Below are 25,507 nucleotides of genomic sequence, written 5' to 3'. Positions count from 1 at the left end.
CGACGGCGCGATCGGGTGCGCGGCCCGGACCCGCCTCACCCGATCCTCCCACGTCCGGAGGGGTTTATCGGGCCCCGGTCCAGCTATCGGACGCCTGGGGCGTCAGCGGGACCGCCGGCCGCGCTCGCGCTGCCAGGTGATCCCGTACCAGAGGACGACGGAACCGAAGAGTCCGAGAATGAGCGCCTTGGCCCACAGGGGCAGGGTGCCGAACGCCACCCTGACCATGCCGAAGACGACGAAGGGGAGATCCCACTTCGACGCGAGTACCTCGTCCGTGCTGTTCCCGTCCATACCGCCCCCTGAGAATACGCAGGTGGCAAGCCTAACGGGCGGCGAGCGCCCGCTCTCCGGCAGCCCTCATGGCGGCGAGCGGACCCGGGGTCCGGCCCGTCATCAGCTCGACCTGGAGCACGGCCTGGTGGACGAGGAGGTCGAGTCCGCCGACGACCTGGCCGCCCTGCCGGGACCAGGCCGCGGCCAGCGCGGTCGGCCAGGGGTCGTACAGGACGTCGAAGAGGGTGCCGGCCCCTTCGGGTACGGACGCCGCCAGGGCGTCGGTCGTACCGGCCGGAGTGGTGGCGATCACCAGGGGCGCGGAGAGCGCGGCGGCTGCCTCGGACCAGTCGGCCGTGCGGACGGGCACGCCGAGGCGCTCGCCCCACTGCCGCATCTCGTCCGCGCGGGCCGCCGAGCGGACGTACGCCGTGACCTCGCCGGAGCAGATCCGCGAGAGCGCGGCGAGCGCCGAGGAGGCCGTGGCGCCGGCGCCGAGGACGGCGGCGGAGGGCACCTTCTCGACGCCGCGCTCGTGGAGCGCGGCGACGATGCCGGGGATGTCGGTGTTGTCGCCGAGGCGCCGGCCGTCCTCGGTGAGGACGACGGTGTTGACCGCCTCGACGGAGGCGGCCGTGTCACTGATGCCGTCCAGCAGCGGCATGATCGCCCGCTTGAGCGGCATCGTCAGGGACAGCCCGGCCCACTCGGGGCCGAGTCCTGCCACGAACTGCGGGAGCGCGGCCTCGTCGATCTCGAAGCGGTCGTACGACCAGTCGTCGAGGCCGAGCTCCTGATAAGCGGCGCGGTGCAGCACCGGTGAGAGAGAGTGCTCGATGGGCGAACCCAACACCGCGGCCCTTATGCGTGACATGTCCTGCTATCCACCGTTCTTCTGCTTCTGCCGTTCCTGGAACTCGTTGGCCAGCTTGGTGTGCTCTTCGTAGGTCTTGGTGAAGGTCGTGGTCTTGCCGTCGACCGACACGAAGAACATCCAGCCACCGTGGTCCGGGTTGAGCGTAGCGGTCAGCGCGTCCAGGCCCGGGTTGTTGATCGGACCGGTGGGCAGTCCCCTGACGAAGTGCGTGTTGTAGGGGTGGTCGAAGGCCTGGGCTTCCTTCAGGTTGAAGTTGATCTCGCTCTGGTTCTTGACGTAGTTGTACGTCGAGTCGAACTGGAGCTTCTGGTTCGTGACGTCGTTGGTCTTCTTGAGGCGGTTGTAGACGACCTCGGCCATCTTCCGGAAGTCGTCGTGGTTCTTGCCCTCGGCGTTGACGAGGCTGGCGACCGTGACCACCTGGAGCGGATTCTCCAGGCCCAGCTCCTTGGCCTTGCCCTCGAGGCCCAGCTCCGTGTACTTGTCGGTCGCGTTCTTGACCATCTGCTTGAGCAGGGAGTCGGGGGTGCTGTCCTTGCTGAGGTCGTAGCGCGCCGGGTACAGGAAGCCTTCGAGCGGGTCGATCAGCTTCGGGTTGTTGTTCGCCCAGGCCGGCAGGCCGAGGTTCTTGACCTCGCGCTTGGCGATCTCGGCGGTGGTGCCCTCCTGCTGGCCCAGCTTCTTGTCGATCGCCGCGTACACCGCGGTGTTGCGCATGCCTTCGGTGACCGTGATGACGTTCAGCTTCGAGGGATCGCTCATGACCTCGACCGCGGACGCGGCCGACATCTTCTTCCTGAGCGGGTAGACACCGGCCTGGATGGCCTTGCCCGGAGGGAGCTTGGACGCGGCGTCGACGAACGCCTGTCCGCTGGCGACGACGCCCGCCTTCTTGAGGATCAGGCCCATCTGCAGGAGGCCCGAGCCCTTGGGGATCTCGACCTCGACGATCTCGCCGTCGCCCTCGCCCGCGAAGTCCTCGGCCGAGGCGAACCGGGCCTTGATGTAGTTGTAGCCGTAGTAGCCGCCACCGCCGACCACGCCGAGGATGACGACCGCGGCGACCAGGCAGGCCGTACCGCTGCGCTTCTTGGGCTTGCCGCCCTTGGAGCGGCCGCCCCGGCGGCCGTCACCGTCGTCGTCGCCGTCGCCGTCGTCGTCGCCGTCACGGCCTCCACCGTCGGTGAGCAGGCCCTTCTCCGGCTCCTCCGCCAGCTCCGGCTCCTCCACGGGTTCCGGCTCGAGGTGCCGCCGGCCCGGGGGCTGCGGCGGCTCGTAGGCGTCTTCCGTGCGGTAGAGGTCGGGGGCCTCACCCGGGTAGCCCGCCGCGGGCTGCTGGGTGTAGGGGTCCACGCCCGCGTACGGGTCGGTCTGCACCGCGGCCGTGTACTGGCCCTGGCCGGTGTCCCAGCCCTGGCTGTCGTACACCGGCTGCTGCGGCTGGGGCTGCTGCGCCTGCTGCGCCTGCTGCGGCGGGGCATAGCCCTGCTGCTGCCCCGCGTACTGCTGCTGCGGGTACTGGCCCTGCACGTACTGCTGCGGCTGCTGCGGTTGCGGCTGCTGCGGCTGTTGCGCCTGCTGCGGGTACTGCCCCTGCGGGTACTGCTGCTGCTGGTATTGCTGCTGCTGGTACTCCGGGTACTGCTCGTACTGCGGATGCTGGGGGTACTGCTGCTGGTACTGGGGCTCCTGTGGGTACTCCTGCTGCTGCTGCGGGGCACCGCCGTAAGGCACCTGGCCCTGCTGGGTCTGGTGCCCGGTCCACCCCTGGTCCCCGTAAAGGGGGTCCTCGGGGTGCCAGGGTTCGGGGCCACGGCCCCGGCCATACTCAGTCATCGGTCCCCTAGAGCCGCGAGACGGAGGCCACGGACTCCGTCGTCCGTGGCACCCGGTTCCGCCTCTTTGACGGTGGGCGACGGCTGTTCGAATGCCGTCTCATCGCGCGGAACGTTACCGTATCGCGATCAGACAACCACTTCGACGCACTCACCGGGAGGATTACCTGATACCCGTTCGGTCTCAAGAGCGTTCTGAAGGATCACCACAGCGGCTGCCTGATCGATGACCGACCGGCCCTTCTTGGCGTTCTTCCCGGAGGCGCGCAGACCCTGGGCGGCGGTGACCGTGGTCATCCGCTCGTCCACCAGACGGACCGTCACCGGCTTGATGCCCTTGGCGAGTTCGTTCGCGAAGGCCCGCACCTTGACCGCGGCCGGCCCCTCCCGCCCGCTGAGCGAGCGGGGAAGGCCGACCACCACTTCGAGGGGCTCGTACTCCTCGACGAGCTGCCGCAGCCGCCGGTGCGCGAAGGGGATGTCCCGGCCCGGAACGGTTTCCACCGGTGTGGCCAGCACCCCGTCGGGGTCGCACGAGGCGACCCCGATACGGGCGTCCCCGACATCGATGGCGAGCCGGCGGCCGCGGCGCAGCGTCATCGTCAGGCCGTCTCGACGACGAGGCGCTCGACGGCGCTGATGGCCTCCGGCACCGCGGCCGGGTTCTGGCCGCCGCCCTGGGCGACGTCCGGCTTGCCGCCACCGCCGCCGCCGAGGGTCTTGGCGGCCGTACGGACCAGGTCGCCGGCCTTGAGGCCGCGCTCGCGGGCGGCCTCGTTGGTGGCGATCACGGTCAGCGGGCGGTCGTTCGCCACGGTGAAGAGGGCCACGACGGCCGGGCGGTCGCCGGGGATGCGGCCGCGGACGTCGAGGACCAGCTTGCGCAGGTCGTCCGCGCCGATGCCGTCCGCGACCTGGCCGACGACGAGGGCGACGCCCTTGATGTCCTGGGCGTTCTGGGCGAGCCCTGCGGCGGCCTGGAGGACCTTCTCCGCGCGGAACTTCTCGATCTCCTTCTCGGCGTCCTTCAGCTTGCCGAGCATGGAGGCGATCTTCTCCGGCAGCTCCTCCGGGCGGCCCTTGACCAGCTCCTGGAGCTGGGCGACGACCGTGTGCTCCTTGGCGAGGAAGTTGTACGCGTCCACACCCACCAGGGCCTCGACGCGGCGCACGCCGGAGCCGATGGAGGACTCGCCGAGCAGCTTCACCAGACCCAGCTGGGCGGTGTTGCCGACGTGCGTGCCGCCGCACAGCTCCTTGGAGAAGTCGCCGATGGTCACGACGCGCACGCGCTCGCCGTACTTCTCGCCGAACTCGGCGATGGCGCCCTGCTTCTTCGCCTCGTCGATGCTCATGATCTCGGCGGTGACGTCGAGCTCGCGCGACAGCACGTCGTTGATCTTCTGCTCGACGTCGGTCAGGACCGAGCCGGGAACGGCGTTCGGCGAACCGAAGTCGAAGCGGAAGCGGCCGGGGCTGTTCTCGGAACCGGCCTGGGCGGCCGTCGGGCCGAGGGCGTCACGCAGCGCCTGGTGGGTCAGGTGCGTGGCCGAGTGGGCGCGGGCGATGGCCCGGCGGCGGTTGACGTCGATGGCGGCGTAGGCGGAGGCACCGACCGTCACCTCGCCGACCTGGACGGAGCCCTTGTGCACGGAGACGCCCGGGACCGGCTGCTGCACGTCGCGGACGACGATGACGGCGCCGGAGTCGAGCTTGATGCGGCCCTGGTCGGCGAGCTGGCCGCCGCCCTCGGCGTAGAAGGGGGTGCGGTCGAGGACGACCTCGACCTCGTCGCCCTCGGAGGCGGCGGGCGCGGAGACGCCGTTGACCAGGAGGCCGACGATGGTGGACTCGCCCTGGTTGGTGGCGTAGCCGGTGAACTCGGTGCCGCCGGCGCTGTCGGCGATCTCCCGGTAGGCGGACATGTCCGCGTGGCCGGTCTTCTTGGCCTTGGCGTCGGCCTTGGCCCGGTCGCGCTGCTCCTGCATCAGGCGGCGGAAGCCGGGCTCGTCCACGGAGAGGCCCTGCTCGGCGGCCATCTCCAGGGTGAGATCGATCGGGAAGCCCCAGGTGTCGTGGAGCAGGAACGCCTTGTCGCCGGAGAGCACGGTGCCGCCGGCGGCCTTGGTCTCGGTCACGGCGGTGTCGAGGATGTTGGTGCCGCCCTTGACGGCCTTGAGGAAGGCGGCTTCCTCGGCGAGCGCGACGGTCTCGATGCGCTTGCGGTCGGTGACGAGCTCCGGGTACTGCTGGCCCATCGTGTTGATCACGACGTCGACGAGGTCCTGGACGACCGGGCCGGTGGCGCCCATGAGGCGCATGTTGCGGATGGCGCGGCGCATGATGCGGCGCAGCACGTAGCCGCGGCCCTCGTTGCCGGGGGTGACGCCGTCGCCGATGAGCATGACGGAGGTGCGGATGTGGTCGGCGACCACGCGCATCGACACGTCGGTGTTCTGGGCGGCGCCGTACTGCACGCCGGTCAGCTCGGTGGCCTTGTCCATGACCACGCGCAGGGTGTCGGTCTCGTACATGTTCTGCACGCCCTGCAGGATCATCGCGAGGCGTTCGAGGCCGAGACCGGTGTCGATGTTCTTCGACGGCAGGTCGCCGAGGATCGGGAAGTCTTCCTTGCCGTCGCCGGCGCCGCGCTCGTACTGCATGAAGACCAGGTTCCAGATCTCCACGTAGCGCTCGTCGTTGACGGCCGGGCCGCCCTCGACGCCGAACTCCGGGCCGCGGTCGTAGTTGATCTCCGAGCACGGGCCGCAGGGGCCGGGGACGCCCATGGACCAGAAGTTGTCCTTCTTGCCCAGGCGCTGGATGCGCTCGGCGGGGACGCCGATCTTCTCGCGCCAGATCGTCTCGGCCTCGTCGTCGTCGAGGTAGACGGTGATCCAGAGCTTCTCCGGCTCCAGGCCGTAGCCGCCGTCCGCCACGGAGCTGGTGAGCAGCTCCCAGGCGTACTTGATGGCGCCTTCCTTGAAGTAGTCCCCGAAGGAGAAGTTGCCGCACATCTGGAAGAACGTGCCGTGCCGGGTGGTCTTGCCGACCTCTTCGATGTCCGGCGTACGGACGCACTTCTGCACGCTGGTGGCCCGCGGGGCCGGGGGCTTGGTCTCGCCGAGGAAGTACGGCTTGAACGGGACCATGCCCGCGTTGACCAGCAGCAGAGTCGGGTCGTCCGCGATGAGCGACGCCGAAGGGACAACGGCGTGACCGCGCTCCTCGAAGAAGCTCAGCCAGCGGCGGCGAATCTCAGCCGACTCCATCAGTGGTCCTCATTCCGGTCGTACGAAAACTTAGGTCGGTAGGTGGTCTTGCTGTTCTCGATGGCACGCAGCCGCCGCGGCCCGGGGAGGGCCGTGACGTTGTCGGGCCGGTCGGGGTCCTGGTGGAGCCCCAGTGCGTCGTTCAGCTCGTCCTCGCGCTGCGTCATTCCCGCTTTGACGTCGAGGGCGAAGTCCTTGAGGCGGTGTCCCGCCTCCACGGCCTTGTCGGCCGCCTGGGCGGCGAGACTCTCCGGCGTCAGCTTCTTCAGCTGGCGGTTGACCTTGGTGGTGGCCCACACGCCGGCGGCTGCGCCGGCGGTGAACCAGAAGGCTCGGCGGAACATCGGCGGTCTCAGCCCTTCTGCTTGCGGCGCCGGGCGGCCGGCACCGTACGTCCAACGATCACGGTTCGTCGGGATGCCTTCGCCGGCGTGCCGCCCGACGTCGCGGCATCCCCCTTGCCCAGCGCCTTGCGGACGCCGTAGCCGAAGGCCGCGACCTTCACCAGCGGGCCGCCGAAGGCGGTGGCCACGGTGGAGGACAGCGCGGAGGCGTTGGAGGTGACCTCCTGCACGTCGCTCGCGATGGCGTCGACCCGGTCGAGCTGGGTGCGCGCGGAGCGGACGGTGGTGGAGGCGTCGGCGAGCAGCGGGACGGCCTGGTCGGTCACGTCGGCCACCAGCTTGGTGGTCGCCCTGAGCACCTGGGCCAGTCTCACCAGGGCCACGGCGAGGAAGGAGATCAGGATGGCCCAGAAGACGGCCACGATGATCCCGGCCACCTCTACACCGGACACGTCACACCGCTCTCTGTCTGTACCTGAACCGCAGGACTATTCGCCCTCCGACCCTATCGCGCCGGAGATCCCCGGCCGTACCGGAAATCCGGGAGGTCCCCGGCCCGCCTTGAACGCAGCGCATCCGGACCAGTACCCTCCGTGTCCCATGGGACAGAGACCCCTTCGAAGTACCGCCGGGGGCAATCTTCCCTCGGAGCTCGGCCGGTTCGTCGGGCGGGGTGGCGAACTCGCCGAGCTGGGGCGGCTCCTGGAGTCCTCCCGGCTCGTGACGGTGACCGGCGTGGGCGGGGTGGGAAAGTCCCGGCTCGCGCTCGCGGCCGCCCGGGCCGCCGCCGAGGGATCGCAGGAACGCTACTGCGACGGGGTCTGGCTGGCGGAGCTGGCCACCGTACGGGATCCCGCGCTGCTGGAGCTGGCGCTCGCCGAGGCGCTGGAGCTGACCGACCACACCACCCGGCCGCCGCGGGCGGTCCTGGCCGAGCACCTGGCCGGGCGCCGGCTGCTGCTGGTCCTGGACGGCTTCGAGCAGCTGGTCGACGAGTGCGCCGGCCTGGTACGGGAGCTGCTGCGGCGCTGCCCCGGCCTGCACGTCCTCGCGGCCGGCCGGCGCCCGCTGGCCCTGGACGGGGAGCTGGCCTTCCCGCTCGCCCCGCCGGCCGCCGAGGAGGCGCTGGCCCTGCTGGCGGCGCGGGCGTCGGCAGCCGACCCTTCCTTCGCGGTGACCGCGGAGAACCGGGCGGTGCTGGTCGAGCTGTGCGCCCGTCTCGACGGGATCCCGCTGGCGCTGGAGCTGGCGGCGGGCCGGCTGCGGACGCTGTCCCCCGCACAGGTGCTGGCCCGGCTGGAGGACCGCTTCGCGCTGCTGACGGGCGGTGCGCGTGGCGGGCTCGCCCGGCACCGGGCGCTGCGGACGGCGATCGGCTGGAGCCATGAGCTGTGCACGCCGGCGGAGCGGCTGCTGTGGGCGCGGCTGTCGGTGTTCGCGGGGCAGTTCGACCTCGACGCCGTCGAATATGTGTGCGCGGGTCCGGATCTGCCGGTGGAGGACGTGCTGGACCTGGTCGGGGAGCTCCTGGCCCAGTCCCTGCTGGTCCGGGAGGAGACGCCCGCCGGGGTGCGTTTTCGCATGCTGGAGACCGTACGGGCGTACGGGGCGGGGTGGCTGGAGTCGCTGGGCGACGCGGGGCGCCTGCGGCGGCGCCACCGGGACTGGTACGTGGGGCTGGCGACGTGGTGCGAGCTGGACTGGTTCAGCCCGCGCCAGCAGGAGGTGGCCGCCCTGGTGGAGGCGGAGCTGCCGAACATCCGGCTCGCGCTGGAGTGCTGCCTGGACGAGCCGGACGAGACGCATCTGGCCCAGTACCTGGCGGGGACGCTGTGGTTCTACTGGGCGGGCTGCGGGCGCCTGACCGAGGGGCGGCACTGGCTGGACCGGACCCTGGAGCCGGTGGACCGGGCGGTGGAGTACGAGAGCTCGCGGCTGAAGGCCCTGTGGGTGCTGGGCTATGTCGCGGCCCTGCAGGGGGACGCGACGGCCTCGATGAGCGCCCTGTACGAGTGCCGGGACGGGGCGGCGCAGAGCGGGAACCCGGTCGCGGCGGCCTACACGGTGCACCGGATGGGCTGCCTGGCGCTGGTCTCGGACGACATGGCGCGGGCCCGGGAGCTGCTGGGCGCGGCGCTGGAGCAGTACCGGGCGGCCGGCGAGCTGAACAGCAACGTGCTGATGTGCCAGGTGGAACTGGGGATGGCGCTGGCCTTCCTCGGTGACCTGCCGGGCGCGCTCGCGCTGTGCGGGGAGGTCCGGGAGATCTGCGAGGAGCGCGGGGAGCGCTGGACGAAGGCGTACGCCCTGTACGTCCTCGCGTACGCGGCCCTCGACGCGGGGCGCACGCGGGAGGCGCGGCAGCTGCTGACCGAGTGCGTGGCCATCAACCACGTCTTCCACGATCTGGTCGGGCTGGTGCTCGCGCTGGAGCTGCTCGCGCTGGTCACGGTCGCGGAGGGGGACGCGGCCGAGGCGGCGGTGCTCCAGGGTGCGGCGGAGCCGATGTGGGGCGGGGTGGGGCTGCAGCTGTTCGGCTCGGGGTACTTCAACGCCCCGCGGCTGATGTGCCGGGAGCAGGCGGGCGAGCTGCTGGGCGCCGAGCGCTACGCGGCGTACGAGGCCGAGGGGCGGGAGCTGAGCCGTGAGGCGCTGGTCGGGCGGGCGCTGAGCGATCCGCAGGAGCGCGGCGGCGGGGTGCCGCGGCAGGCGGGGCGGCCGCGCGGCTCCCGGGTGTCGACGGGCGCGGCGGCGGAGCAGCCGCAGCCGTGATGCCGGTCCGGGAAACGGAAAACCCGCCGCCCCATGGAGGGGACGGCGGGCTGACCAGTCGGTGAGACTAGGCCTGCATCAGCGGGCGTAGTACTCGACGACGAGCTGCTCGTCGCAGATGACCGGGATTTCCTTGCGGTTCGGGTCGCGGTCCAGGCGGAAGGCCAGGGCCTTCAGGTTGACCTGCAGGTAGCGCGGGGTCTCGCCCTCGCCTGCGTAGCCACCCTCACGGGCAACCTGGAACGGAACCTTCTCGCGGCTGCGCTCGCGCACGGTGATGACGTCGTCCGGACGGACACGGAACGACGGCTTGTCGACCTTGTCGCCGTTGACCTCGATGTGGCCGTGAACGACCATCTGGCGGGCCTGGTAGATGGTGCGGGCGATGCCCGAACGCAGAACCAGGGCGTCGAGGCGACGCTCGAGCTCGACGACAAGCGCCTCGCCCGTCTTGCCTTCGGCCTTCTTGGCGCGGTCGTACGCGCGGGCCATCTGACGCTCAGAGATGTCGTACTGAGCGCGCAGACGCTGCTTCTCCAGCAGACGGACCTTGTAGTCCGAGTTCTGCTTGCGGCCACGGCCGTGCTCGCCCGGCGGGTAGGGGCGGGCCTCGAAGTACTTGACGGCCTTCGGGGTCAGTGCAATGCCGAGGGCACGCGACTTCTTGACCTTGGGTCGCTTCTGGTTCACGGGGAACCTACCTCCATGTAAGTTAGGTGAGGCTTACCTTAGCGAGGAGGACGTAATGTCTCGACCACATGGGATCCCCCTGCCCAGTGCGCAACGCAGTTCGGATTCAGACGAAACAGAATCCGCTTGCGCCGACGATAAGCAAGGTCAGCCGCGTCCCAGGGAAGGCGTTCGGCAGCTCACCGGAGCCGAACGCGTACGAACCCTCGTAGAGTCCAACGCCTCAGTATCCCTCACGCTGATCGGTGCTCGTGACAGTCACGAGGCCGAGGAGTTCGGGACAGGGCTGCCGGTCGCACGGACCGTCACCCCGGACGGGGACGTGATTCTCCTTGTTTCCGGGGAATCCACGGCTGCCAGGGCAGCCGCTCACGCCCAGGACGACGACCTCACCGCCGTGATCGAGATCACGGATGTGGCGCCGGTGTCCGTGCCACATCGTATCCGAGGTCGCGCCTGGCTCGCCGGGTGGCTGACGCCGGTGCGCGGGGACGACCGCGCGGCCTGCGCGGCGCTGCTCGCGGAGCGGCAGCCGGTGGGCGAGCTGCTGGGCATGAGGGAGTCCCTCGACGCCCCCCACGCCGGGCGCCCGGCGTGGATGATGCTGCGCCTGGAGGTCGGCGAGATCTCGGTGGACGACCTGTGGGGCGCCGAGCGCGTGGAGCCGGACGACCTGGCCGCGGCGGAGCCGGACCCGATGGTCGCGCACGAGTCGGAGCTGCTGCAGCACCTGCACTCCGCCCACGGCGACCGGCTCGGCGAGCTGGGCGGCCTGCTCGGCGCCCGCGAGGCCCGCGGGATGAGCGCCGTGCCGCTCTCCCTGGACCGTCTGGGCCTGCGCGTCCGCTTCACCGGCGGCCCGGCCGGCTCCTTCGACGCCCGCTTCGACTTCCCGGAGCCGGTCGCGGACATCTGCGGCCTGCGCCGGGCGATGCACTCCCTGTTCTCGGCGGCCTCGCACTGAGGCGATGTCTCACGCAGGGCAGTACGTCGAGGTCGTCGGCGTACTCGTGCAGCGTGCCGGACAGCACGACGCACGGGTTCCGGTCCCGCGAGGGCAAGGGCGCGCGGCCGGGACGAAGCCGTGCCCGGAGCCCGGGCTCCGCCGCCGGAACCCCGCCGGAACCCCGGCGGGGCCACGCCGGGGTCAGGGGGTGCCGGCCGCGCGGTCGAGCGAGCGCCAGATCCGGTGGGCCCACTCCAGGTCGGCGGGGTCCTCGTAGGTGCAGAAGATTCCGGCGGCGGTCCCGTCGGTGACGGCCATGCCGTAGAACTCGTGGCGCGGCCGGCCGTGGTCCTTCGGAGTCAGCCAGAACGCGTACCGCACGCCCTCCCCCAGCGGCTCGCGCACCCGCTGGGCCGGTCGGGTGTCGGGGGCGCCCGCCATCAGGACGGTGAGGAAGTCCGCGGGGGCGCGGCCCGTGACGTCGTCGGTCGCCAGGTTGACGGCGGCGCTGCGGTCCGGGGCGGTGAAATGGTCCGTGCCGTCCGCGAAGGACGCGGTGAGCCCGGAGGTCCGCAGGACCGACCAGTGGTCTCCGAGGTCGGTGCGGACGTCCACGGGCAGCGGGAACGGGAAGCGGCTGAGGACGTGGTCACGGTCCCAGGTCCGCGTCAGGACGCGGGCGGCGGCCGGGTCGTGGATGTCGACGACGCAGGGCAGTTCCTCGGGGTTGGCGACCTTCGCGGTGACCTCGGCGCCGAGGAGGTCGTCGCCCCAGGGCTGGATCCGGTTGGCGAAGGTGCCCCGGACGGAGAGTTCCGCGTAGCCGGGCCGCTCCCACAGCTCGTGGGCACGGCGCAGGGTGTCCTCGTCCACCTGGACCCAGGCGCCGAGCACCAGCTCCGTGCCGTGCGTCAGCCGGACGGCCAGCAGCGTGCGGATGAAGCAGCCGACCCCGTCCACCCGGAGCAGAGCGCGCACGCCGAGCCGGTGGAGGCGTTCCTCGGGCAGGCCTAGGGCGGCGTCGGGCAGGTTGCAGCCGAAGTCGATGCGGTTCTCGTCGGCGAGCGCGTCGCCGCAGCACGCGCAGGTGGGGAGGTGCGTGGTCACCCGGGCAGCGTAGGCCACCGCTACGAAGTGCCTCCGCGCAGGCGCTCGCGGACCTTCTCCACCACGTCCGCGTAGCGGGCCTCGGCGCCGTACCGCGTCGGTTCGTAGTACCGCTTGCCCTGGATCTCGTCCGGCGCGTACTGCTGCGCCGCGATCGCGCCCGGCACGTCGTGCGGGTACACGTACCCCTGGGCGTGCCCCAGCTTCGCCGCTCCCTTGTAGTGACCGTCCCTCAGGTGCGGCGGGACCGATCCCGCAAGGCCCGCCCGTACGTCGGCCAGCGCCGCGCCGATCGCGGTCGTGGCGGTGTTCGACTTCGGGGCCAGGGCCAGCGCGATCGTGGCGTGCGAGAGGGTCAGCGCCGCTTCGGGGAAGCCGATCATCGCCACCGCCTGGGCCGCGGCCACCGCGATCGGCAGGGCGGTGGGGTCCGCCAGGCCGATGTCCTCGCTCGCGGAGATCATCAGGCGGCGCGCGATGAACCGGGGGTCCTCACCGGCCTCGATCATCCGGGCCAGGTAGTGCAGTGCGGCATCGACGTCCGAGCCGCGGATCGACTTGATCAGCGCGCTCGCCACGTCGTAGTGCTGGTCGCCGTCCTTGTCGTACCGGACCGCCGCCCGGTCGACGGCCTCCTCCAGGGTCTGGAGGGTGATCTCGTCCTCGCCCTTGGCGATGGCCGACCCGGCGCCGGCCTCCAGGGCGGTCAGCGCCCGCCGGGCGTCGCCGCCGGCGATCCGCAGCAGGTGCGCCTGGGCGTCCGCCGGGAGGGTGACGGCCCCGCCCAGGCCCCGTTCCTCCGTGAGTGCGCGCCGCATCAGGGCGCTCAGGTCCTCGTCGGTCAGCGGTTCCAGCGTCAGCAGCAGCGAGCGCGACAGCAGCGGGGAGATGATCGAGAAGTACGGGTTCTCGGTGGTGGCCGCGATCAGCGTCACCCAGCGGTTCTCGACGGCGGGGAGCAGCGAGTCCTGCTGCGCCTTGCTGAAACGGTGGATCTCGTCGAGGAAGAGGACGGTCTCCTTGCCGTAGCCGCCGGCCGCGCGCTTGGCGCCCTCGATGACGGCCCGTACCTCTTTGACGCCCGCGGTGATGGCGGAGAGCTCCACGAAACGCTTCTGCGTGGCCTGGCTGACCACGTACGCCAGCGTCGTCTTCCCGATGCCGGGCGGGCCCCAGAGGATCACCGACGAGGCACCGGCCGGGCCGCCGGCCCCTTCCCCGACCAGCCGCCGCAGCGGTGATCCGGGCTTCAGCAGGTGCTGCTGGCCGACGACCTCGTCCAGGGTGCGCGGGCGCATCCGGACGGCGAGCGGGGAGCTCGCGGGGTCCTTCTCCTGGCGGTCTTCGGCAGCGGCGGTGAACAGGTCTGGTTCCACACAGGAAGCCTATGCGAGCCCACCGACAGGGCCGCCCGCGCTCAGGAGGTCCAGAAGTCCCACCAGCGGGTCAGGATCAGCATCCCGATGATCCCGACGTGCAGGACGGGCAGGACCCAGGTGAACTCGTCGAGGAAGGACTTGAGCCAGCCCGGGGCGGGCAGCAGCCCCTCGCGGACGTTGTGCGCGGTGACGTACCAGAACATGAAGATCGTGGCGACCCAGGCCAGGCAGCACCACAGGCAGAGCGAGTTGATGTTGTACAGCGACTGGTACATGAGCCAGGTGCAGAAGGCGACGCCGAAGAGGGTGCCGGCGTTGAAGGTCAGCCAGTACCAGGGGCGGAACGAGGCCCCGGCCAGCATGCTCATGCCGACGCAGATCACGATCCCGTAGGCGACGAGTCCGAGCATCGGGTTCGGGAAGCCGAACGCCGACGCCTGGTCGCTCGTCATGATGTTGCCGCAGGAGACGATCGGGTTGAGGCTGCAGGCGGGCTTGAAGGTCGGGTCCTCCAGCAGCTTGAACTTGTCGATCGTGATCACCCACGCGGCGAGCAGGCCCGCCGCTCCGGTGATCACCAGCAGCAGGGCCAGGGCCCGGCTTCCCCCGACGGTCCTGCCCCGGGCGGTGTCCGCGTCCGCGCTTCGTGTCGTCATACCGCCCGCTCCACATCTGCCAGGTGATCAAGCACGGGCCATTGTGCCGTACGAGCCTGTGAACGGACGGGGCCGGGGAAAGATCCCCGGCCCCGTCCTGTGTGCTCCCGTACCGCTGCCGTCAGGCGAGGCGGGCCCGGACCGTGTCGACCAGCTCGTCGACGGGCACGGCCGTCTGCTCGCCGGATTCCATGTCCTTCAGCTGGACGACGCCCTCGGCGAGGTCCCGCTCGCCCACCACGACCGCGAAGCGGGCACCGCTGCGGTTCGCGTCCTTCATGGCGCCCTTGAGGCCCTTGCCGCCGTAGGACATGTCGGCCGCGACGCCCGCCTTGCGCAGCTGCGTCACGAGGCCGAACACGGTCGCCTTGGCCTCGCCCAGCGCCACCGCGAACACCGAGGTCGACGCCGGGATGTCGAGCTCGACGCCCTCCTTCTCCAGCGCGAGGACCGTGCGGTCCACGCCGAGCGCCCAGCCCACCGACGGCAGCGCCGGTCCGCCGATCATCTCGGACAGGCCGTCGTAGCGGCCGCCGCCGCCGACCGCGATGCCCAGGCCGTCGTGGACGAACTCGAAGGTGGTGCGGGTGTAGTAGTCCAGGCCGCGCACCAGCTTGTCGTCGTCCTCGAAGGCGACGCCGGCCGCGGTCACCAGGACCCGGACCTGCTCGTGGTACGCCTTGCATGCGTCGCACAGGTAGTCGCGCAGCACCGGGGCGCCGACGAGCTGCTTCTGTACGTCGGCCCGCTTGTCGTCGAGGACGCGCAGCGGGTTGATCTCGGCGCGGCGCATGGTCTCCGCGTCGAGGTCGAGGCCCCGCAGGAAGGACTGCAGCGCCTCCCGGTACACGGGGCGGCACTCCTTGTCGCCCAGGGAGTTCAGCAGGATCCGGAAGTTGCGCAGGCCCAGCGAGCGGTACGCCTGGTCGGCCAGGATGATCAGCTCGGCGTCCAGGGCCGGGTCCTCGGCGCCGATCGCCTCGGCGCCGACCTGGGAGAAGTGGCGGTAGCGGCCCGCCTGCGGCTTCTCGTAGCGGTAGTAGGAGCCGGAGTACCAGAGCTTGACCGGCAGGTTGCCCTTCTTGTGCAGGCTGGCCTCCAGCGCCGCGCGCAGCACGGAGGCCGTGCCCTCGGGGCGCAGGGCGAGCTGGTCGCCGCCCTTGGTCTCGAAGGCGTACATCTCCTTGGAGACGATGTCGGTGGACTCGCCGACGCCGCGGGCGAAGAGGCCCACGTCCTCGAAGCCAGGGGTCTCGATGTAGCCGTAGCCGGAGTTGCGCAGGGGCGCCGCGATGGCCTCGCGCACCGCCAGGTACTTCACGGATACCGGCGGGATCAGGTCGTACGTGCCCTTGGGGGCCTGGAAAGTAGCCACGAAGCTTTCGTCACATTCCTCGTCGTGGAGCGGCGGCGCCGTCTCCGAGCCCGGCGGCGACTTCCCGAAGGTACGGGTTGGTCGCGCGCTCGCGGCCGATGGTGGTCTGGGGACCGTGGCCGGACAGCACCACGGTCGAGTCGTCGAGCGGCAGGCACACGCGGCCCAGCGAGGCGAGCATCTCGGTGTGGGAGCCGCCGGGCAGGTCGGTGCGTCCGATGGAGCCGGCGAAGAGCAGGTCACCCGAGAAGAAGACCGGCGGGATGTCGGCCAGCTCGGGCATCCGGAAGGTCACCGACCCCTTGGTATGCCCCGGCGCGTGCGCCACGGAGAATTCCATTCCGGCCAATTTCAGGGTGGCGCCGTCGGCCAGCTCGCGGACGTCGTCCGGCTCCCCCACGGTCAGCTCGCCCATGAGGGGCATCCCGATGGAGCGGCCGAGGGACTTCTCCGGGTCGCTCATCATGTAGCGGTCCTCGGGGTGGATCCACGCCGGTACGTCGTGTGCTCCGCACACCGGGACCACCGAGGCCACATGATCGATGTGGCCATGGGTCAGCACGACCGCGACGGGCTTGAGCCGATGCTTCTTCAGCGTCTCCTCGACACCCCGGGCGGCCTGATGGCCCGGGTCGATGATGACGCACTCCTCACCGGCGGCGGGGGCGACCACGTAGCAGTTGGTGCCCCAAGCGCCTGCGGGGAACCCGGCAATCAGCACGTTCGTCCTCAATCGTCGTCCGGCGGGAGGCTGCAGACAGGAATCCTGCTGCTCAGAGCCTACCGGCGCCGCTCATTACACAGCGAACCCATATACGGTACGGCCTATCCCAGCCCGGACAGCAGTACCAGACACGTACAAGGAGACGACCCGGTGGTCACGAGCGATCAGCGACGGCGACAGCTCGCCAAGGAGAAGTACGAGCGCCAGCAGAAGCGCCGGGCCGAGGCCCGGAAGAAGTCGCGGCAGCGCGCGGCCGTGATCGGCGCGGCCGTGGCCGTGGTGATCGCGACGCTGGTGGGTCTGATCGTGGGCGGTGTCTTCGACAAGGACAAGAAGGACCAGGCCGCGGACCCGTCCGCGAGCCCGTCGGCCTCGGCGAGCGAGCCCGCGCCCAAGCAGTCCCCCTCGCCGGAGATGGCGATCGACCAGAAGGCGAAGTACACCTTCGCGCTGAAGACCAGCGCGGGTGACATCAACTTCACGATGGACGCGGCGAAGACCCCGCAGACCGTGAACTCCTTCAAGTCGCTCGCCGACAAGGGCTACTTCGACAACACCAAGTGCCACCGGCTGACGGCCGGCGGGATCTTCGTGCTCCAGTGCGGCGACCCCGAGGGCACCGGCCGCGGCGGCCCGGGCTACAACATCCCGGACGAGAACCTGGACTCGCTGGGCAAGGCGAACGCGCAGGGTCAGGTCGTCTACCCGGCTGGCACGGTGGCGATGGCCAACACGGGCCAGCCCGGCTCGGGCGGCAGCCAGTTCTTCCTGGTCTACAAGGACAGCCCGCTGGCGCCGACGTACACGCCGTTCGGCAAGATCGACGCGGCCGGCCTGAAGGTCCTGGAGGAGATCGCGAAGGCCGGTACGGTCGACGGCGGCCAGGACGGCGCGCCCAAGACCGAGGTGAAGATCCAGAAGGGCACGGTCACGCAGAACTGACGTGATGTGCCGACCCCGGGCCCGGCCGGCCCGCCGCCCGTACGCCGATATTCCGTCGTGCGGGATGCGGACAGCCGGCCCGGCGGTCGCCTATGTTGGCGTTGTGCAGGGCGGGCGCTGCCCGCCCCAGGAAACTGTGGACGATGCCCAGGGGGTGAACCCCTCGCAAGGCATCAGGTGGAGGAGGCGCTGTGAGCAGCGACCCGTGGGGCCGAGTCGACGAGACGGGCACCGTGTACGTGCGTACTTCCGAGGGCGAGCAGGTCGTCGGATCGTGGCAGGCCGGCACCCCTGAGGAGGCCCTGGCCTATTTCGAGCGCAAGTACGAGGGCCTGGTGGTCGAGATCGGTCTCCTCGAAAAGCGGGTGCGGACCACTGATCTGTCCGCCAAGGACGCCCAGACGGCGATCGACCACCTGCGGACGCAGGTCGACGAGCACCATGCCGTGGGTGACCTGGACGCCCTGCGCGTGCGGCTGGACAAGCTGGTCACGACCGTGGAGTCCCGGCGCGAAGAGCGCAAGGTGGCGAAGGCCAAGCAGACGGACGAGGCCCGTGCGGCCAAGGACGCGCTGGTCGTCGAGGCCGAGCAGCTGGCCCAGAGCGACCAGTGGCGCAGTGCCGGTGAGCGGCTGCGCGCCCTGGTGGACATCTGGAAGGGGCTGCCGCGTCTGGACCGCAAGTCGGACGACGAGCTGTGGCACCGGTTCTCCCACGCGCGTTCCGCCTTCTCCAAGCGCCGCAAGGCGCACTTCGCCTCGCTGGACGCGCAGCGCGAGGATGCCCGCAAGGTCAAGGAGAAGCTGGTCGCGGAGGCCGAGTCGCTGTCGAAGTCGACCGACTGGGGTCCGACGGCTGCCCGCTACCGCGAGCTGATGGCCGACTGGAAGGCGGCGGGCCGGGCGCAGCGCGAGTCCGAGGACGACCTGTGGAACCGTTTCCGCGGTGCGCAGGACGTGTTCTTCGCGGCCCGCAGCGAGGTCTTCGCGGAGCGTGACGCCGAGCAGATCGAGAACCTGAAGCTCAAGGAGGAGCTGGCCGACGAGGCCGAGAAGCTCGTACCCGTGACGGACCTGAAGGCGGCCCGTGCCGCGTTCCGCTCCCTCAACGAGCGCTGGGAGGCCATCGGCCACGTGCCGCGGGACGCCCGGCCGAAGGTCGAGGGCCGTATGCACGCGGTCGAGCGGGCGATCCAGGAGGCCGAGGAGGGCGAGTGGCGCCGTACGAACCCGGAGGCGCGGGCCCGTGCGGCCGGTCTGACGGGCCAGCTCCAGGCGGCCGTCGACAAGCTGCGTGAGCAGATCGACGCGGCGCGCGCGGCGGGCAACAACACCAAGGCCGACAAGCTCTCGCGCGAGCTGGAGGGCCGCCAGGCCCTGCTGGACCAGGCGCTGAAGGGCCTGGAGGAGTTCGGCGGCTGATCTTTCGCGGCAGCCCGTGAACCTGCGAGGGCCCCGGTACGGATCTCCGTACCGGGGCCCTCGTACGTGTTACGGCCTGCGTGCGGAGGTCACGCGGTAGACGTCGTAGACGCCCTCGACGCCCCGGACGGCCTTCAGGACGTGCCCCAGGTGCTTGGGGTCGCCCATCTCGAAGGTGAACCGGGAGGTGGCCACCCGGTCGCGGGAGGTCTGGACGGCCGCCGAGAGGATGTTGACGTGCTGGTCCGACAGGACCCGGGTGACGTCCGACAGCAGCCGGGACCGGTCCAGCGCCTCGACCTGGATGGCGACCAGGAAGACCGAGGACTGGGTGGGCGCCCACTCGACCTCCAGCATCCGCTCGGGCTGCTGGGAGAGCGAGTCGACGTTGACGCAGTCCGCGCGGTGAACCGATACGCCGCTGCCGCGCGTGACGAATCCGATGATCGGGTCGCCCGGCACCGGGGTGCAGCAGCGGGCCAGCTTGACCCACACGTCGTCGACGCCCTTGACGACGACTCCCGGGTCGGCGTTGGTGCGCCGCTTGCGGCCGCGCGCCGGCGGGATCGATTCCTCGATGTCCTCGTTGGCCGCCTCCTCGCCGCCGAGGGCCGCCACCAGCTTCTGTACGACGCCCTGCGCGGCCACGTGGCCCTCGCCGATCGCCGCGTACAGGGAGGAGATGTCGGGGTAGCGCATCTCGTGCGCGAGGGTGACGAGCGAGTCGCCGGTCAGGATGCGCTGGATCGGCAGGTTCTGCTTGCGCATGGCCCGGGCGATGGCGTCCTTGCCGTGCTCGATGGCCTCGTCGCGGCGCTCCTTGGAGAACCAGGCTCGGATCTTGTTGCGGGCCCGCGGGGACTTGACGAAGCCGAGCCAGTCCCGGGACGGGCCGGCGCCCTCGGCCTTGGAGGTGAAGACCTCGACCAGGTCGCCGTTGTCGAGCGTGGACTCCAGCGGGACGAGCCGGCCGTTGACCCGGGCCCCTATCGTCCGGTGGCCGACCTCGGTGTGGACGGCGTACGCGAAGTCCACGGGGGTGGCTCCGGCGGGCAGCGCGATGACGTCGCCCTTGGGGGTGAAGACGAAGACCTCGTTGCGGGAGAGGTCGAAGCGCAGCGAGTCGAGGAACTCGCCCGGGTCCTCGGTCTCCTTCTGCCAGTCCAGCAGCTGGCGCAGCCAGGCCATGTCGTTGACCGTGTCCTGGCCGGCGCTGCCCTTGGCGGCCTGCGGGACGTCGGTGCGGACCTTGGAGGTGCCGGCGACGGTCTGCTGCTTGTACTTCCAGTGCGCGGCGATGCCGTACTCGGCGCGGCGGTGCATGTCGAAGGTGCGGATCTGCAGCTCGACGGGCTTGCCGCTGGGTCCGATGACGGTCGTGTGGAGCGACTGGTACATGTTGAACTTGGGCATCGCGATGTAGTCCTTGAACCGGCCGGGGACCGGGTTCCATCGCGCGTGCACGGTGCCCAGGGCCGCGTAGCAGTCCCGGACGGTGTCGACGAGGACGCGAATGCCCACCAGGTCGTAGATCTCCGCGAAGTCACGGCCGCGGACGATCATCTTCTGGTAGACGCTGTAGTAGTGCTTCGGGCGGCCCGTGACGGTGGCCTTGATGCGGGCGGCCCTGAGGTCGACCTGCACCTCGTCGGTGACGACGGCGAGGTACTCGTCACGCTTGGGCGCGCGCTCGGCGACGAGGCGGACGATCTCGTCGTACATCTTCGGGTAGAGGATCGCGAAGGAGAGGTCTTCGAGCTCCCACTTGATCGTGTTCATGCCCAGCCGGTGCGCCAGCGGGGCGTAGATCTCGAGGGTCTCGCGGGCCTTCTTCTCCTGCTTCTCCCGCTTGAGGTAGCGCATGGTGCGCATGTTGTGCAGCCGGTCGGCGAGCTTGATGACCAGGACGCGCGGGTCCTTGGCCATCGCCACGACCATCTTGCGGACGGTCTCCGCCTGGGCGGCCTCGCCGAACTTCACCCGGTCCAGCTTGGTGACGCCGTCGACGAGCAGGGCCACGGCGTCGCCGAAGTCACGGCGCAGGTCTTCGAGGCCGTACTCGGTGTCCTCGACGGTGTCGTGCAGCAGACCGGCCATGAGGGTGGCGGGGTCCATGCCGAGCTCGGCGAGGATGGTGGTCACCGCGAGCGGGTGGGTGATGTAGGGGTCGCCGCTCTTGCGCTTCTGGCCGCGGTGCCAGCGCTCGGCCACCTGGTAGGCCTGCTCCAGCTGGCGCAGCGTCGCCGTCTCGATCTTCGGGTCGTTGCTGCGGACTATGCGGAGCAGCGGCTCCAGAACCGGGTTGTACGGGTTCGAGCGCTGCACGCCGAGCCGGGCGAGACGGGCGCGCACCCGGTTGGAGGACCCGGCGGACTTCGCAGGCGCGGGCTTGACCGGCGGCACCGGCGGGGCCGGCGGGGGCGTGGCCGGGGCCGCCGTGGTCTGCTCGGCCCGCGGGTCGGGCTGCGCGGCGGAGATTGGCTGGACCTCGTCTGGCAAGAGCGCTCCTCACGGGGGTCCCCCCGGACGGAGTCCGGGGGTGGATCCGGTGCCCGTGTCCGGTCCGGACAACCCATGGTAGCGAGGGTTCGGCCCCCTCGTTCCGCGAGCCCGTCCCATGTGCGGCTCCGGGTCCGGGGGGCCGGCCGCCGGCGACCGGCCCGCGCCCGGAAACGAAAGCGGCGGGCACCCGGGATGTCCCGGATACCCGCCGCTCGGCAGGCAAAGAGGTCAGACCACGATCAGCGCGTCCAGCGGAGCCCCGTCCAGGGCAGGGGCCAGCTTGGCCCGGCCCGGGAGGAACGACAGCTCCATCAGGACCGCCACGCCGGCGACCTCCGCGCCGGCCCGCCGGATCAGCGAGAGCGAGGCCTCGGCGGTACCGCCGGTGGCCAGCACGTCGTCGATGACCATGACCCGGTCACCGGCCGACAGGTCCTCGGCGTGGACCTCGATCTCCGCGGTGCCGTACTCCAGCTCGTACGACTGCGCGAGCGTCGCGCCCGGCAGCTTTCCGGCCTTGCGCACCGGCACGAAGCCGATCCCGGCCTGCACGGCGACCGGAGCCGCGAGGATGAACCCGCGCGCCTCCAGGCCGACGATCTTCGTCGCGCCGTACCGCCCGGCCAGCTCCACCAGCGCGTCCGTCAGCGCGGCGAACGCCTTGGGGTCCGCCAGCAGCGGGGTGATGTCCTTGAACATCACGCCCGGCTTCGGGTAGTCCGGCACGTCCTTGATCCGGCTGAGGAGCAGGCCCAGGGCGTCCTCGGACAGCGGCGCGGTCAACGCCGTCGCCCCGGCCGGCCCTGCGCCACGACCTGCGGCTCGTCCTCGGCCTCGTAGGCCTCGTCCGGGGACTCGCCCTTGGCCACCGCGGCCGCCCGCTTGGCGAGCACCCGCTTCTTGAGCGCCTTCATCGCCGGCTCGCGCTCCTTGAGGTCCACGACCAGCGGGGTCGCGATGAAGATCGAGGAGTACGCACCGGCCGCGAGGCCGACGAACAGCGACAGCGAGATGTCGTTCAGCATGCCGGCGCCCAGGAAGCCACCGCCGATGAACAGCAGCGCGGCGACCGGGAGGAGCGCCACGACCGTGGTGTTGATCGAGCGGACCAGGGTGCCGTTGATGCTGCGGTTGGCGACCTCGCTGTACGTCCAGCGGGTCTGCTTGGTGATGTCCTTCGAGCCCTCCTTGAGACCGTCGAAGACGACGACGGTGTCGTAGAGGGAGTAACCGAGGATCGTCAGCAGACCGATGACCGTGCCCGGCGTGACCTCGAAGCCGACGAGCGCGTACACGCCGACGGTGATGGTGAGGTCGTGGATCAGCGCGATCAGCGCCGCGACCGCCATCCGCCACTCGAAGGCGATGGCCAGGTAGATCACCACGAGGACCATGAACACGCCGAGACCGGTCCAGGCCTTGTTCGCGATCTGCTCGCCCCAGCTGGGGCCGACCAGGTCGGCGTTGACGTCGGCCTCGCTGACCTTGAGGTCGGCGGCGAGGACCTTCTTGACGTCGGTCGCGGCTGCGGTGTCCAGACCCGAGATCTGGATCCGCAGGCCGCCGGTGCCGAGCTCCTGGACGATCGCGTCGTGGCCCGAGGCCTTCTCCGCGGCTTCCGTCGCCTTGGCCACGGAGACGGTCGACTTCGGGGTGGTGAAGACGGCACCGCCCTTGAACTCGATGCCCATGTTGAGGCCCTGGACGGCCAGGGCGACGATCGCCGTGATGGTGATCAGGATGGAAACGCCGTACCAGAGAAAGCGCTTGCCGACGAAGTCGTAGCCGACCTCACCGCGGTACAGCCTGGCGCCGAGATCTCCCAGCTTCGACATCTCTCACGCCTCCTTTGCGTCGACGGGGGCGGGGGCGGAACCGGTACGGCGGGACCGGCGCAGCGGAGGCTTGGCGCCCAGCCGCTTCGGGTCCAGCCCGGACCACGGATGACCGCTGGCGAAGAACTTCGTACGCGCCACCAGTGTCATGACGGGCTTGGTGAAGAGGAACACCACGACCACGTCGAGCAGGGTCGTAAGACCCAGTGTGAAGGCGAAGCCCTGGACCTTGCCCACCGTGACGATGAACAACACGGCCGCGGCCAGGAACGACACGAAGTCGGAGACCAGGATCGTGCGACGGGCACGCGGCCAGGCGCGCTCGACGGCCGGACGCAGGGTGCGGCCCTCGCGGATCTCGTCCCGGATGCGCTCGAAGTACACGATGAAGGAGTCCGCCGTGATGCCGATCGCCACGATCGCGCCGCAGACGGCCGGCAGGTTCAGCGCGAAGCCGATGCCCTTTCCGAGCAGCGACATGATCGTGTAGGTCAGGATCGCGGAGACCAGGAGGCTGACGATGGCGATGAACGCCAGGCCCCGGTAGTACACCAGCAGGTAGATCACCACGAGGAGCAGGCCGATGGCGCCGGCGATCAGGCCGGCCTTCAGCTGCTCTCCGCCGAGCGCGGCGGTGACGGTGGTGACGCTGTCCTCGCTGAAGGAGAGCGGCAGGGCGCCGTACGAGAGCATGTTGCCCAGGTCCTGCGCGGACTGCTGGGTGAAGCCGCCCGAGATCTCGGCGTTGCCGCCGGTCAGCGCCTGGCTCACGGACGGGTCGGAGATGACCTTGCCGTCGAGCACGATCGCGAACTGGTTCTGCGGCATCTGCTTGGTGGCCAGCTCACCGGTGATCTTGGCGAACTTGTCGGCGCCCTTGTCGGTGAACTGCATGGTGACGATCCACTGGCCGCGCTGGGGGTCGATGACTCCCTTGGCTTCCTTCACGTCCTGGCCGTTGACCTGGGCCGGGCCGAGCACCCACTTGCCCCAGGCGTCGCCGCGCTGACCGCAGGCGATCATCGGCTCCTCGGGCTTGGCGCCCTGGCCGGCGGCTGCGCGCTGCGCCGGGTCGTTGCAGTCCAGCGCCGCGAACTTGGCCTGGAGGGCCGCGGCGGCGGCCTCGTCGCCGGTCGCCGGCGTGGAGGCGGAGGCGGACGGCGACGGAGCCTTGGTGTCGTCTGCCTTCTTCGACTCGCTCGCCGAGGGCGAGGGAGTGGGCGCGGCCGGGGCCTTGAGGGCCTCACTGAGCGCGCGGCCCTGGGAAGTGGCGCTGGACGACGGGGTGGCGGAGGGGCTGGTCTTGCCGTCTCCGGCCTTGGGAGCCCCGGAGCCGCTCGCGGAGGGGCTCGGGCTCGCGGTGCCCTCGGGAGCGGCCGGGGAGCCGTCCGCGAAGGCGATGACCGGGCGGAAGTACAGCTGGGCGGTGGTACCGACCTGCTCGCGCGCCTGCTGCTCGTTCGTCCCCTTGGGGATGTTCACGATGATGTGGTCGCGGCCCTGGGTCTGGACCTCTGCCTCGGACACGCCGAGACCGTTGACGCGGCGGTCGATGATGCCGACCGCCGTGTTCATGTTGGTCTCGTTGATGGCGCTCTCTTTGCCGGGCTCGCTCTTGGCCTTGAGCGTGATGCTCGTGCCGCCGGCGAGGTCGATGCCCAGCCTGGGAGTCGTCTGCTTGGAGAGGAACATCCCCGCGGTGAGCGCCACCATCGCGATCAGGATGATCGCCAGGGCGCGCCCCGGCCTCCCCTGAGCCCCCGTGGGCCGCCGGCCCTTCTTCGGTGCTGCCACCTTGTCGTTTCTCCCTGTCCAACCGTCCCGCGCCGGGTCAGCGCGGGGACGGCCACGAAATGTGTGGTGGGGACCCCTGCCCCCCGCAGAAGTGTCACAGACGGGGACCGTGCCGGTCGCCGGTCGGGCGCCTCCACGGTCCCCCGCCGAGCGTTACTTCGCGCCGGCCTCGCCGTCGGACTTGCCGTCCTTGGGCTCGTCGTCGCCCTTGGGCGCGTCCTCGTCCTTCTTGCCCAGGTCGAGCTTGGGAGCCTCGTCCTCGTCCTTGGTGAGGTCCGCCTTCGGCGCCTCGGTCAGCGAGGAGGCGTCGTCGGGGACGACCGGCGTGTCGGTCGCCTCGTCGTCGTCGATGCCGTGGACGATGCGGTTGTACTCCGCGTCCTCCAGAACGGCTCCGATGGAGTTCTTCGCGAAGATCGCGTGGACGCCGGGGGCCAGCTCGAGAGTGACCGTGTCGTCACCGATCTCCTTCACCGTGGCGTACATGCCGCCGATGGTGCGGACCCCGGTGCCGGGCGTCATGTGGTCGCGCATCTGCGCGGCGGCCTGCTGCTTCTTCTTCGCGGAGCGGGTCATCAGGAACATCGCCCCGATGAGCACGATGAACGGGAGGAGTGTCACGAGATTCACGGGACGGAGATCCTTCGCACGACCGCACGCGGACGGCGGCCTTTTCTACGGGGGTGGGCACACCGACCCGAAGGGTCGGCATCGGCGGAGTCTAGGCGAGTCCGCACCGATGGAACAACGCCCAGCATGG

General features: G+C 70.6%; 22 protein-coding genes. 4 read left to right on the top strand and 18 right to left on the bottom strand.

The features are described 5' to 3' along the window. Positions 1 to 102: 102 nt before the first annotated feature. The 7 genes from KO717_RS29390 to KO717_RS29360 form a co-directional block, all read right to left on the bottom strand. The gene (locus KO717_RS29390) at positions 103 to 294 is read right to left on the bottom strand and encodes a hypothetical protein (RefSeq protein ID WP_301372375.1); all 192 of its coding nucleotides are present in this window, start codon (positions 292 to 294) and stop codon (positions 103 to 105) included. 31 nt (positions 295 to 325) lie between these two features. Next, positions 326 to 1,150 (bottom strand): shikimate dehydrogenase, encoded by an 825-nt coding sequence (locus KO717_RS29385; protein ID WP_301372374.1) that lies wholly within the window; start codon positions 1,148 to 1,150, stop codon positions 326 to 328. A gap of 6 nt (positions 1,151 to 1,156) precedes the next feature. Continuing rightward, positions 1,157 to 2,989, bottom strand: a complete 1,833-nt coding sequence (mltG, locus tag KO717_RS29380) for an endolytic transglycosylase MltG (RefSeq protein WP_301372373.1) — start codon at positions 2,987 to 2,989, stop codon at positions 1,157 to 1,159. Between the two features lie 128 nt (positions 2,990 to 3,117). Continuing rightward, positions 3,118 to 3,588 carry a Holliday junction resolvase RuvX gene (gene ruvX / locus KO717_RS29375; RefSeq protein WP_030009552.1) on the bottom strand — a complete coding sequence of 157 codons (471 nt, stop codon included), beginning with the start codon at positions 3,586 to 3,588 and terminating at the stop codon, positions 3,118 to 3,120. A gap of 2 nt (positions 3,589 to 3,590) precedes the next feature. Beyond that, positions 3,591 to 6,260, bottom strand: coding sequence for an alanine--tRNA ligase (gene alaS, locus KO717_RS29370; protein ID WP_301372371.1), 2,670 nt, complete (start codon positions 6,258 to 6,260; stop codon positions 3,591 to 3,593). Further along, positions 6,260 to 6,604 (bottom strand): DUF6167 family protein, encoded by a 345-nt coding sequence (locus tag KO717_RS29365; protein ID WP_301372369.1) that lies wholly within the window; start codon positions 6,602 to 6,604, stop codon positions 6,260 to 6,262. The genes alaS and KO717_RS29365 overlap by 1 nt, the downstream gene beginning before the upstream one ends. 8 nt (positions 6,605 to 6,612) lie before the next feature. Then, complete coding sequence (locus KO717_RS29360; RefSeq protein WP_301372368.1) at positions 6,613 to 7,056, bottom strand: DUF948 domain-containing protein; 444 nt, start codon at positions 7,054 to 7,056, stop codon at positions 6,613 to 6,615. Between the two features lie 148 nt (positions 7,057 to 7,204). Here KO717_RS29360 and KO717_RS29355 point away from each other — a divergent pair, with 148 nt between their 5' ends. Then, positions 7,205 to 9,376: an ATP-binding protein gene (locus KO717_RS29355; protein WP_301372367.1), complete on the top strand. Its 2,172-nt coding sequence runs from the start codon at positions 7,205 to 7,207 to the stop codon at positions 9,374 to 9,376. A gap of 78 nt (positions 9,377 to 9,454) precedes the next feature. Here the strand turns inward: KO717_RS29355 and rpsD are convergent, their stop codons facing one another. Next, complete coding sequence (gene rpsD, locus KO717_RS29350; protein ID WP_008740451.1) at positions 9,455 to 10,066, bottom strand: 30S ribosomal protein S4; 612 nt, start codon at positions 10,064 to 10,066, stop codon at positions 9,455 to 9,457. A gap of 241 nt (positions 10,067 to 10,307) precedes the next feature. Between rpsD and KO717_RS29345 the strand changes: the two genes are divergently transcribed. Beyond that, the gene (locus tag KO717_RS29345) at positions 10,308 to 11,030 is read left to right on the top strand and encodes a DUF2470 domain-containing protein (RefSeq protein WP_437184663.1); all 723 of its coding nucleotides are present in this window, start codon (positions 10,308 to 10,310) and stop codon (positions 11,028 to 11,030) included. Positions 11,031 to 11,213: 183 nt separating this feature from the next. Here KO717_RS29345 and KO717_RS29340 read toward each other — a convergent pair whose 3' ends face one another. The 5 genes from KO717_RS29340 to KO717_RS29320 form a co-directional block, all read right to left on the bottom strand. After that, the gene (locus KO717_RS29340) at positions 11,214 to 12,119 is read right to left on the bottom strand and encodes a DUF2199 domain-containing protein (RefSeq protein ID WP_301372365.1); all 906 of its coding nucleotides are present in this window, start codon (positions 12,117 to 12,119) and stop codon (positions 11,214 to 11,216) included. Between the two features lie 20 nt (positions 12,120 to 12,139). Beyond that, entirely contained in the window at positions 12,140 to 13,495 is a 1,356-nt protein-coding gene (locus KO717_RS29335; RefSeq protein WP_301372364.1) for a replication-associated recombination protein A, read from the bottom strand. Between the two features lie 41 nt (positions 13,496 to 13,536). After that, positions 13,537 to 14,154 carry a vitamin K epoxide reductase family protein gene (locus KO717_RS29330; RefSeq protein WP_301372362.1) on the bottom strand — a complete coding sequence of 206 codons (618 nt, stop codon included), beginning with the start codon at positions 14,152 to 14,154 and terminating at the stop codon, positions 13,537 to 13,539. Between the two features lie 121 nt (positions 14,155 to 14,275). Further along, positions 14,276 to 15,529, bottom strand: coding sequence for a histidine--tRNA ligase (hisS, locus tag KO717_RS29325; RefSeq protein WP_301372360.1), 1,254 nt, complete (start codon positions 15,527 to 15,529; stop codon positions 14,276 to 14,278). A 10-nt stretch (positions 15,530 to 15,539) separates the two neighbouring features. Continuing rightward, complete coding sequence (locus tag KO717_RS29320; RefSeq protein ID WP_301372359.1) at positions 15,540 to 16,250, bottom strand: MBL fold metallo-hydrolase; 711 nt, start codon at positions 16,248 to 16,250, stop codon at positions 15,540 to 15,542. 153 nt (positions 16,251 to 16,403) lie between these two features. Here KO717_RS29320 and KO717_RS29315 point away from each other — a divergent pair, with 153 nt between their 5' ends. Both KO717_RS29315 and KO717_RS29310 read left to right on the top strand, forming a co-directional pair. Then, complete coding sequence (locus tag KO717_RS29315; protein ID WP_301372358.1) at positions 16,404 to 17,195, top strand: peptidylprolyl isomerase; 792 nt, start codon at positions 16,404 to 16,406, stop codon at positions 17,193 to 17,195. A 191-nt stretch (positions 17,196 to 17,386) separates the two neighbouring features. Further along, positions 17,387 to 18,616, top strand: coding sequence for a DUF349 domain-containing protein (locus tag KO717_RS29310; RefSeq protein ID WP_301372357.1), 1,230 nt, complete (start codon positions 17,387 to 17,389; stop codon positions 18,614 to 18,616). 69 nt (positions 18,617 to 18,685) lie between these two features. Here the strand turns inward: KO717_RS29310 and KO717_RS29305 are convergent, their stop codons facing one another. From KO717_RS29305 to yajC, 5 genes are all read right to left on the bottom strand, one after another. Next, on the bottom strand, positions 18,686 to 21,115 hold the full coding sequence (locus tag KO717_RS29305; protein ID WP_301372356.1) for a RelA/SpoT family protein: 2,430 nt from the start codon (positions 21,113 to 21,115) through the stop codon (positions 18,686 to 18,688). A 231-nt stretch (positions 21,116 to 21,346) separates the two neighbouring features. Continuing rightward, on the bottom strand, positions 21,347 to 21,901 hold the full coding sequence (locus tag KO717_RS29300; RefSeq protein WP_301372355.1) for an adenine phosphoribosyltransferase: 555 nt from the start codon (positions 21,899 to 21,901) through the stop codon (positions 21,347 to 21,349). After that, on the bottom strand, positions 21,898 to 22,953 hold the full coding sequence (secF, locus tag KO717_RS29295; protein WP_301372354.1) for a protein translocase subunit SecF: 1,056 nt from the start codon (positions 22,951 to 22,953) through the stop codon (positions 21,898 to 21,900). The genes KO717_RS29300 and secF overlap by 4 nt, the downstream gene beginning before the upstream one ends. Positions 22,954 to 22,956: 3 nt before the next feature. Next, the gene (gene secD, locus KO717_RS29290; protein ID WP_301372352.1) at positions 22,957 to 24,747 is read right to left on the bottom strand and encodes a protein translocase subunit SecD; all 1,791 of its coding nucleotides are present in this window, start codon (positions 24,745 to 24,747) and stop codon (positions 22,957 to 22,959) included. A gap of 153 nt (positions 24,748 to 24,900) precedes the next feature. Further along, the gene (gene yajC / locus KO717_RS29285; RefSeq protein WP_301372351.1) at positions 24,901 to 25,377 is read right to left on the bottom strand and encodes a preprotein translocase subunit YajC; all 477 of its coding nucleotides are present in this window, start codon (positions 25,375 to 25,377) and stop codon (positions 24,901 to 24,903) included. Positions 25,378 to 25,507 lie beyond the last annotated feature (130 nt).

Origin of the sequence: Streptomyces xanthophaeus, from assembly GCF_030440515.1 — a bacterium.
Taxonomy (GTDB): Bacteria; Actinomycetota; Actinomycetes; order Streptomycetales; family Streptomycetaceae; genus Streptomyces; species Streptomyces kutzneri.
This window is presented reverse-complemented; position numbering and strand designations above follow the sequence as displayed.

Excerpts from the sequence above, each read along its gene's own strand:
- KO717_RS29390 (WP_301372375.1), bottom strand. The coding sequence starts at position 294 with ATGGACGGGAACAGCACGGACGAGGTACTCGCGTCGAAGTGGGATCTC.
- mltG (WP_301372373.1), bottom strand. The coding sequence starts at position 2,989 with ATGACTGAGTATGGCCGGGGCCGTGGCCCCGAACCCTGGCACCCCGAG.
- KO717_RS29365 (WP_301372369.1), bottom strand. The coding sequence starts at position 6,604 with ATGTTCCGCCGAGCCTTCTGGTTCACCGCCGGCGCAGCCGCCGGCGTG.
- ruvX (WP_030009552.1), bottom strand. The coding sequence starts at position 3,588 with ATGACGCTGCGCCGCGGCCGCCGGCTCGCCATCGATGTCGGGGACGCC.
- KO717_RS29355 (WP_301372367.1), top strand. The coding sequence starts at position 7,205 with ATGGGACAGAGACCCCTTCGAAGTACCGCCGGGGGCAATCTTCCCTCG.
- KO717_RS29330 (WP_301372362.1), bottom strand. The coding sequence starts at position 14,154 with ATGACGACACGAAGCGCGGACGCGGACACCGCCCGGGGCAGGACCGTC.
- secF (WP_301372354.1), bottom strand. The coding sequence starts at position 22,953 with ATGTCGAAGCTGGGAGATCTCGGCGCCAGGCTGTACCGCGGTGAGGTC.
- alaS (WP_301372371.1), bottom strand. The coding sequence starts at position 6,260 with ATGGAGTCGGCTGAGATTCGCCGCCGCTGGCTGAGCTTCTTCGAGGAG.
- KO717_RS29385 (WP_301372374.1), bottom strand. The coding sequence starts at position 1,150 with ATGTCACGCATAAGGGCCGCGGTGTTGGGTTCGCCCATCGAGCACTCT.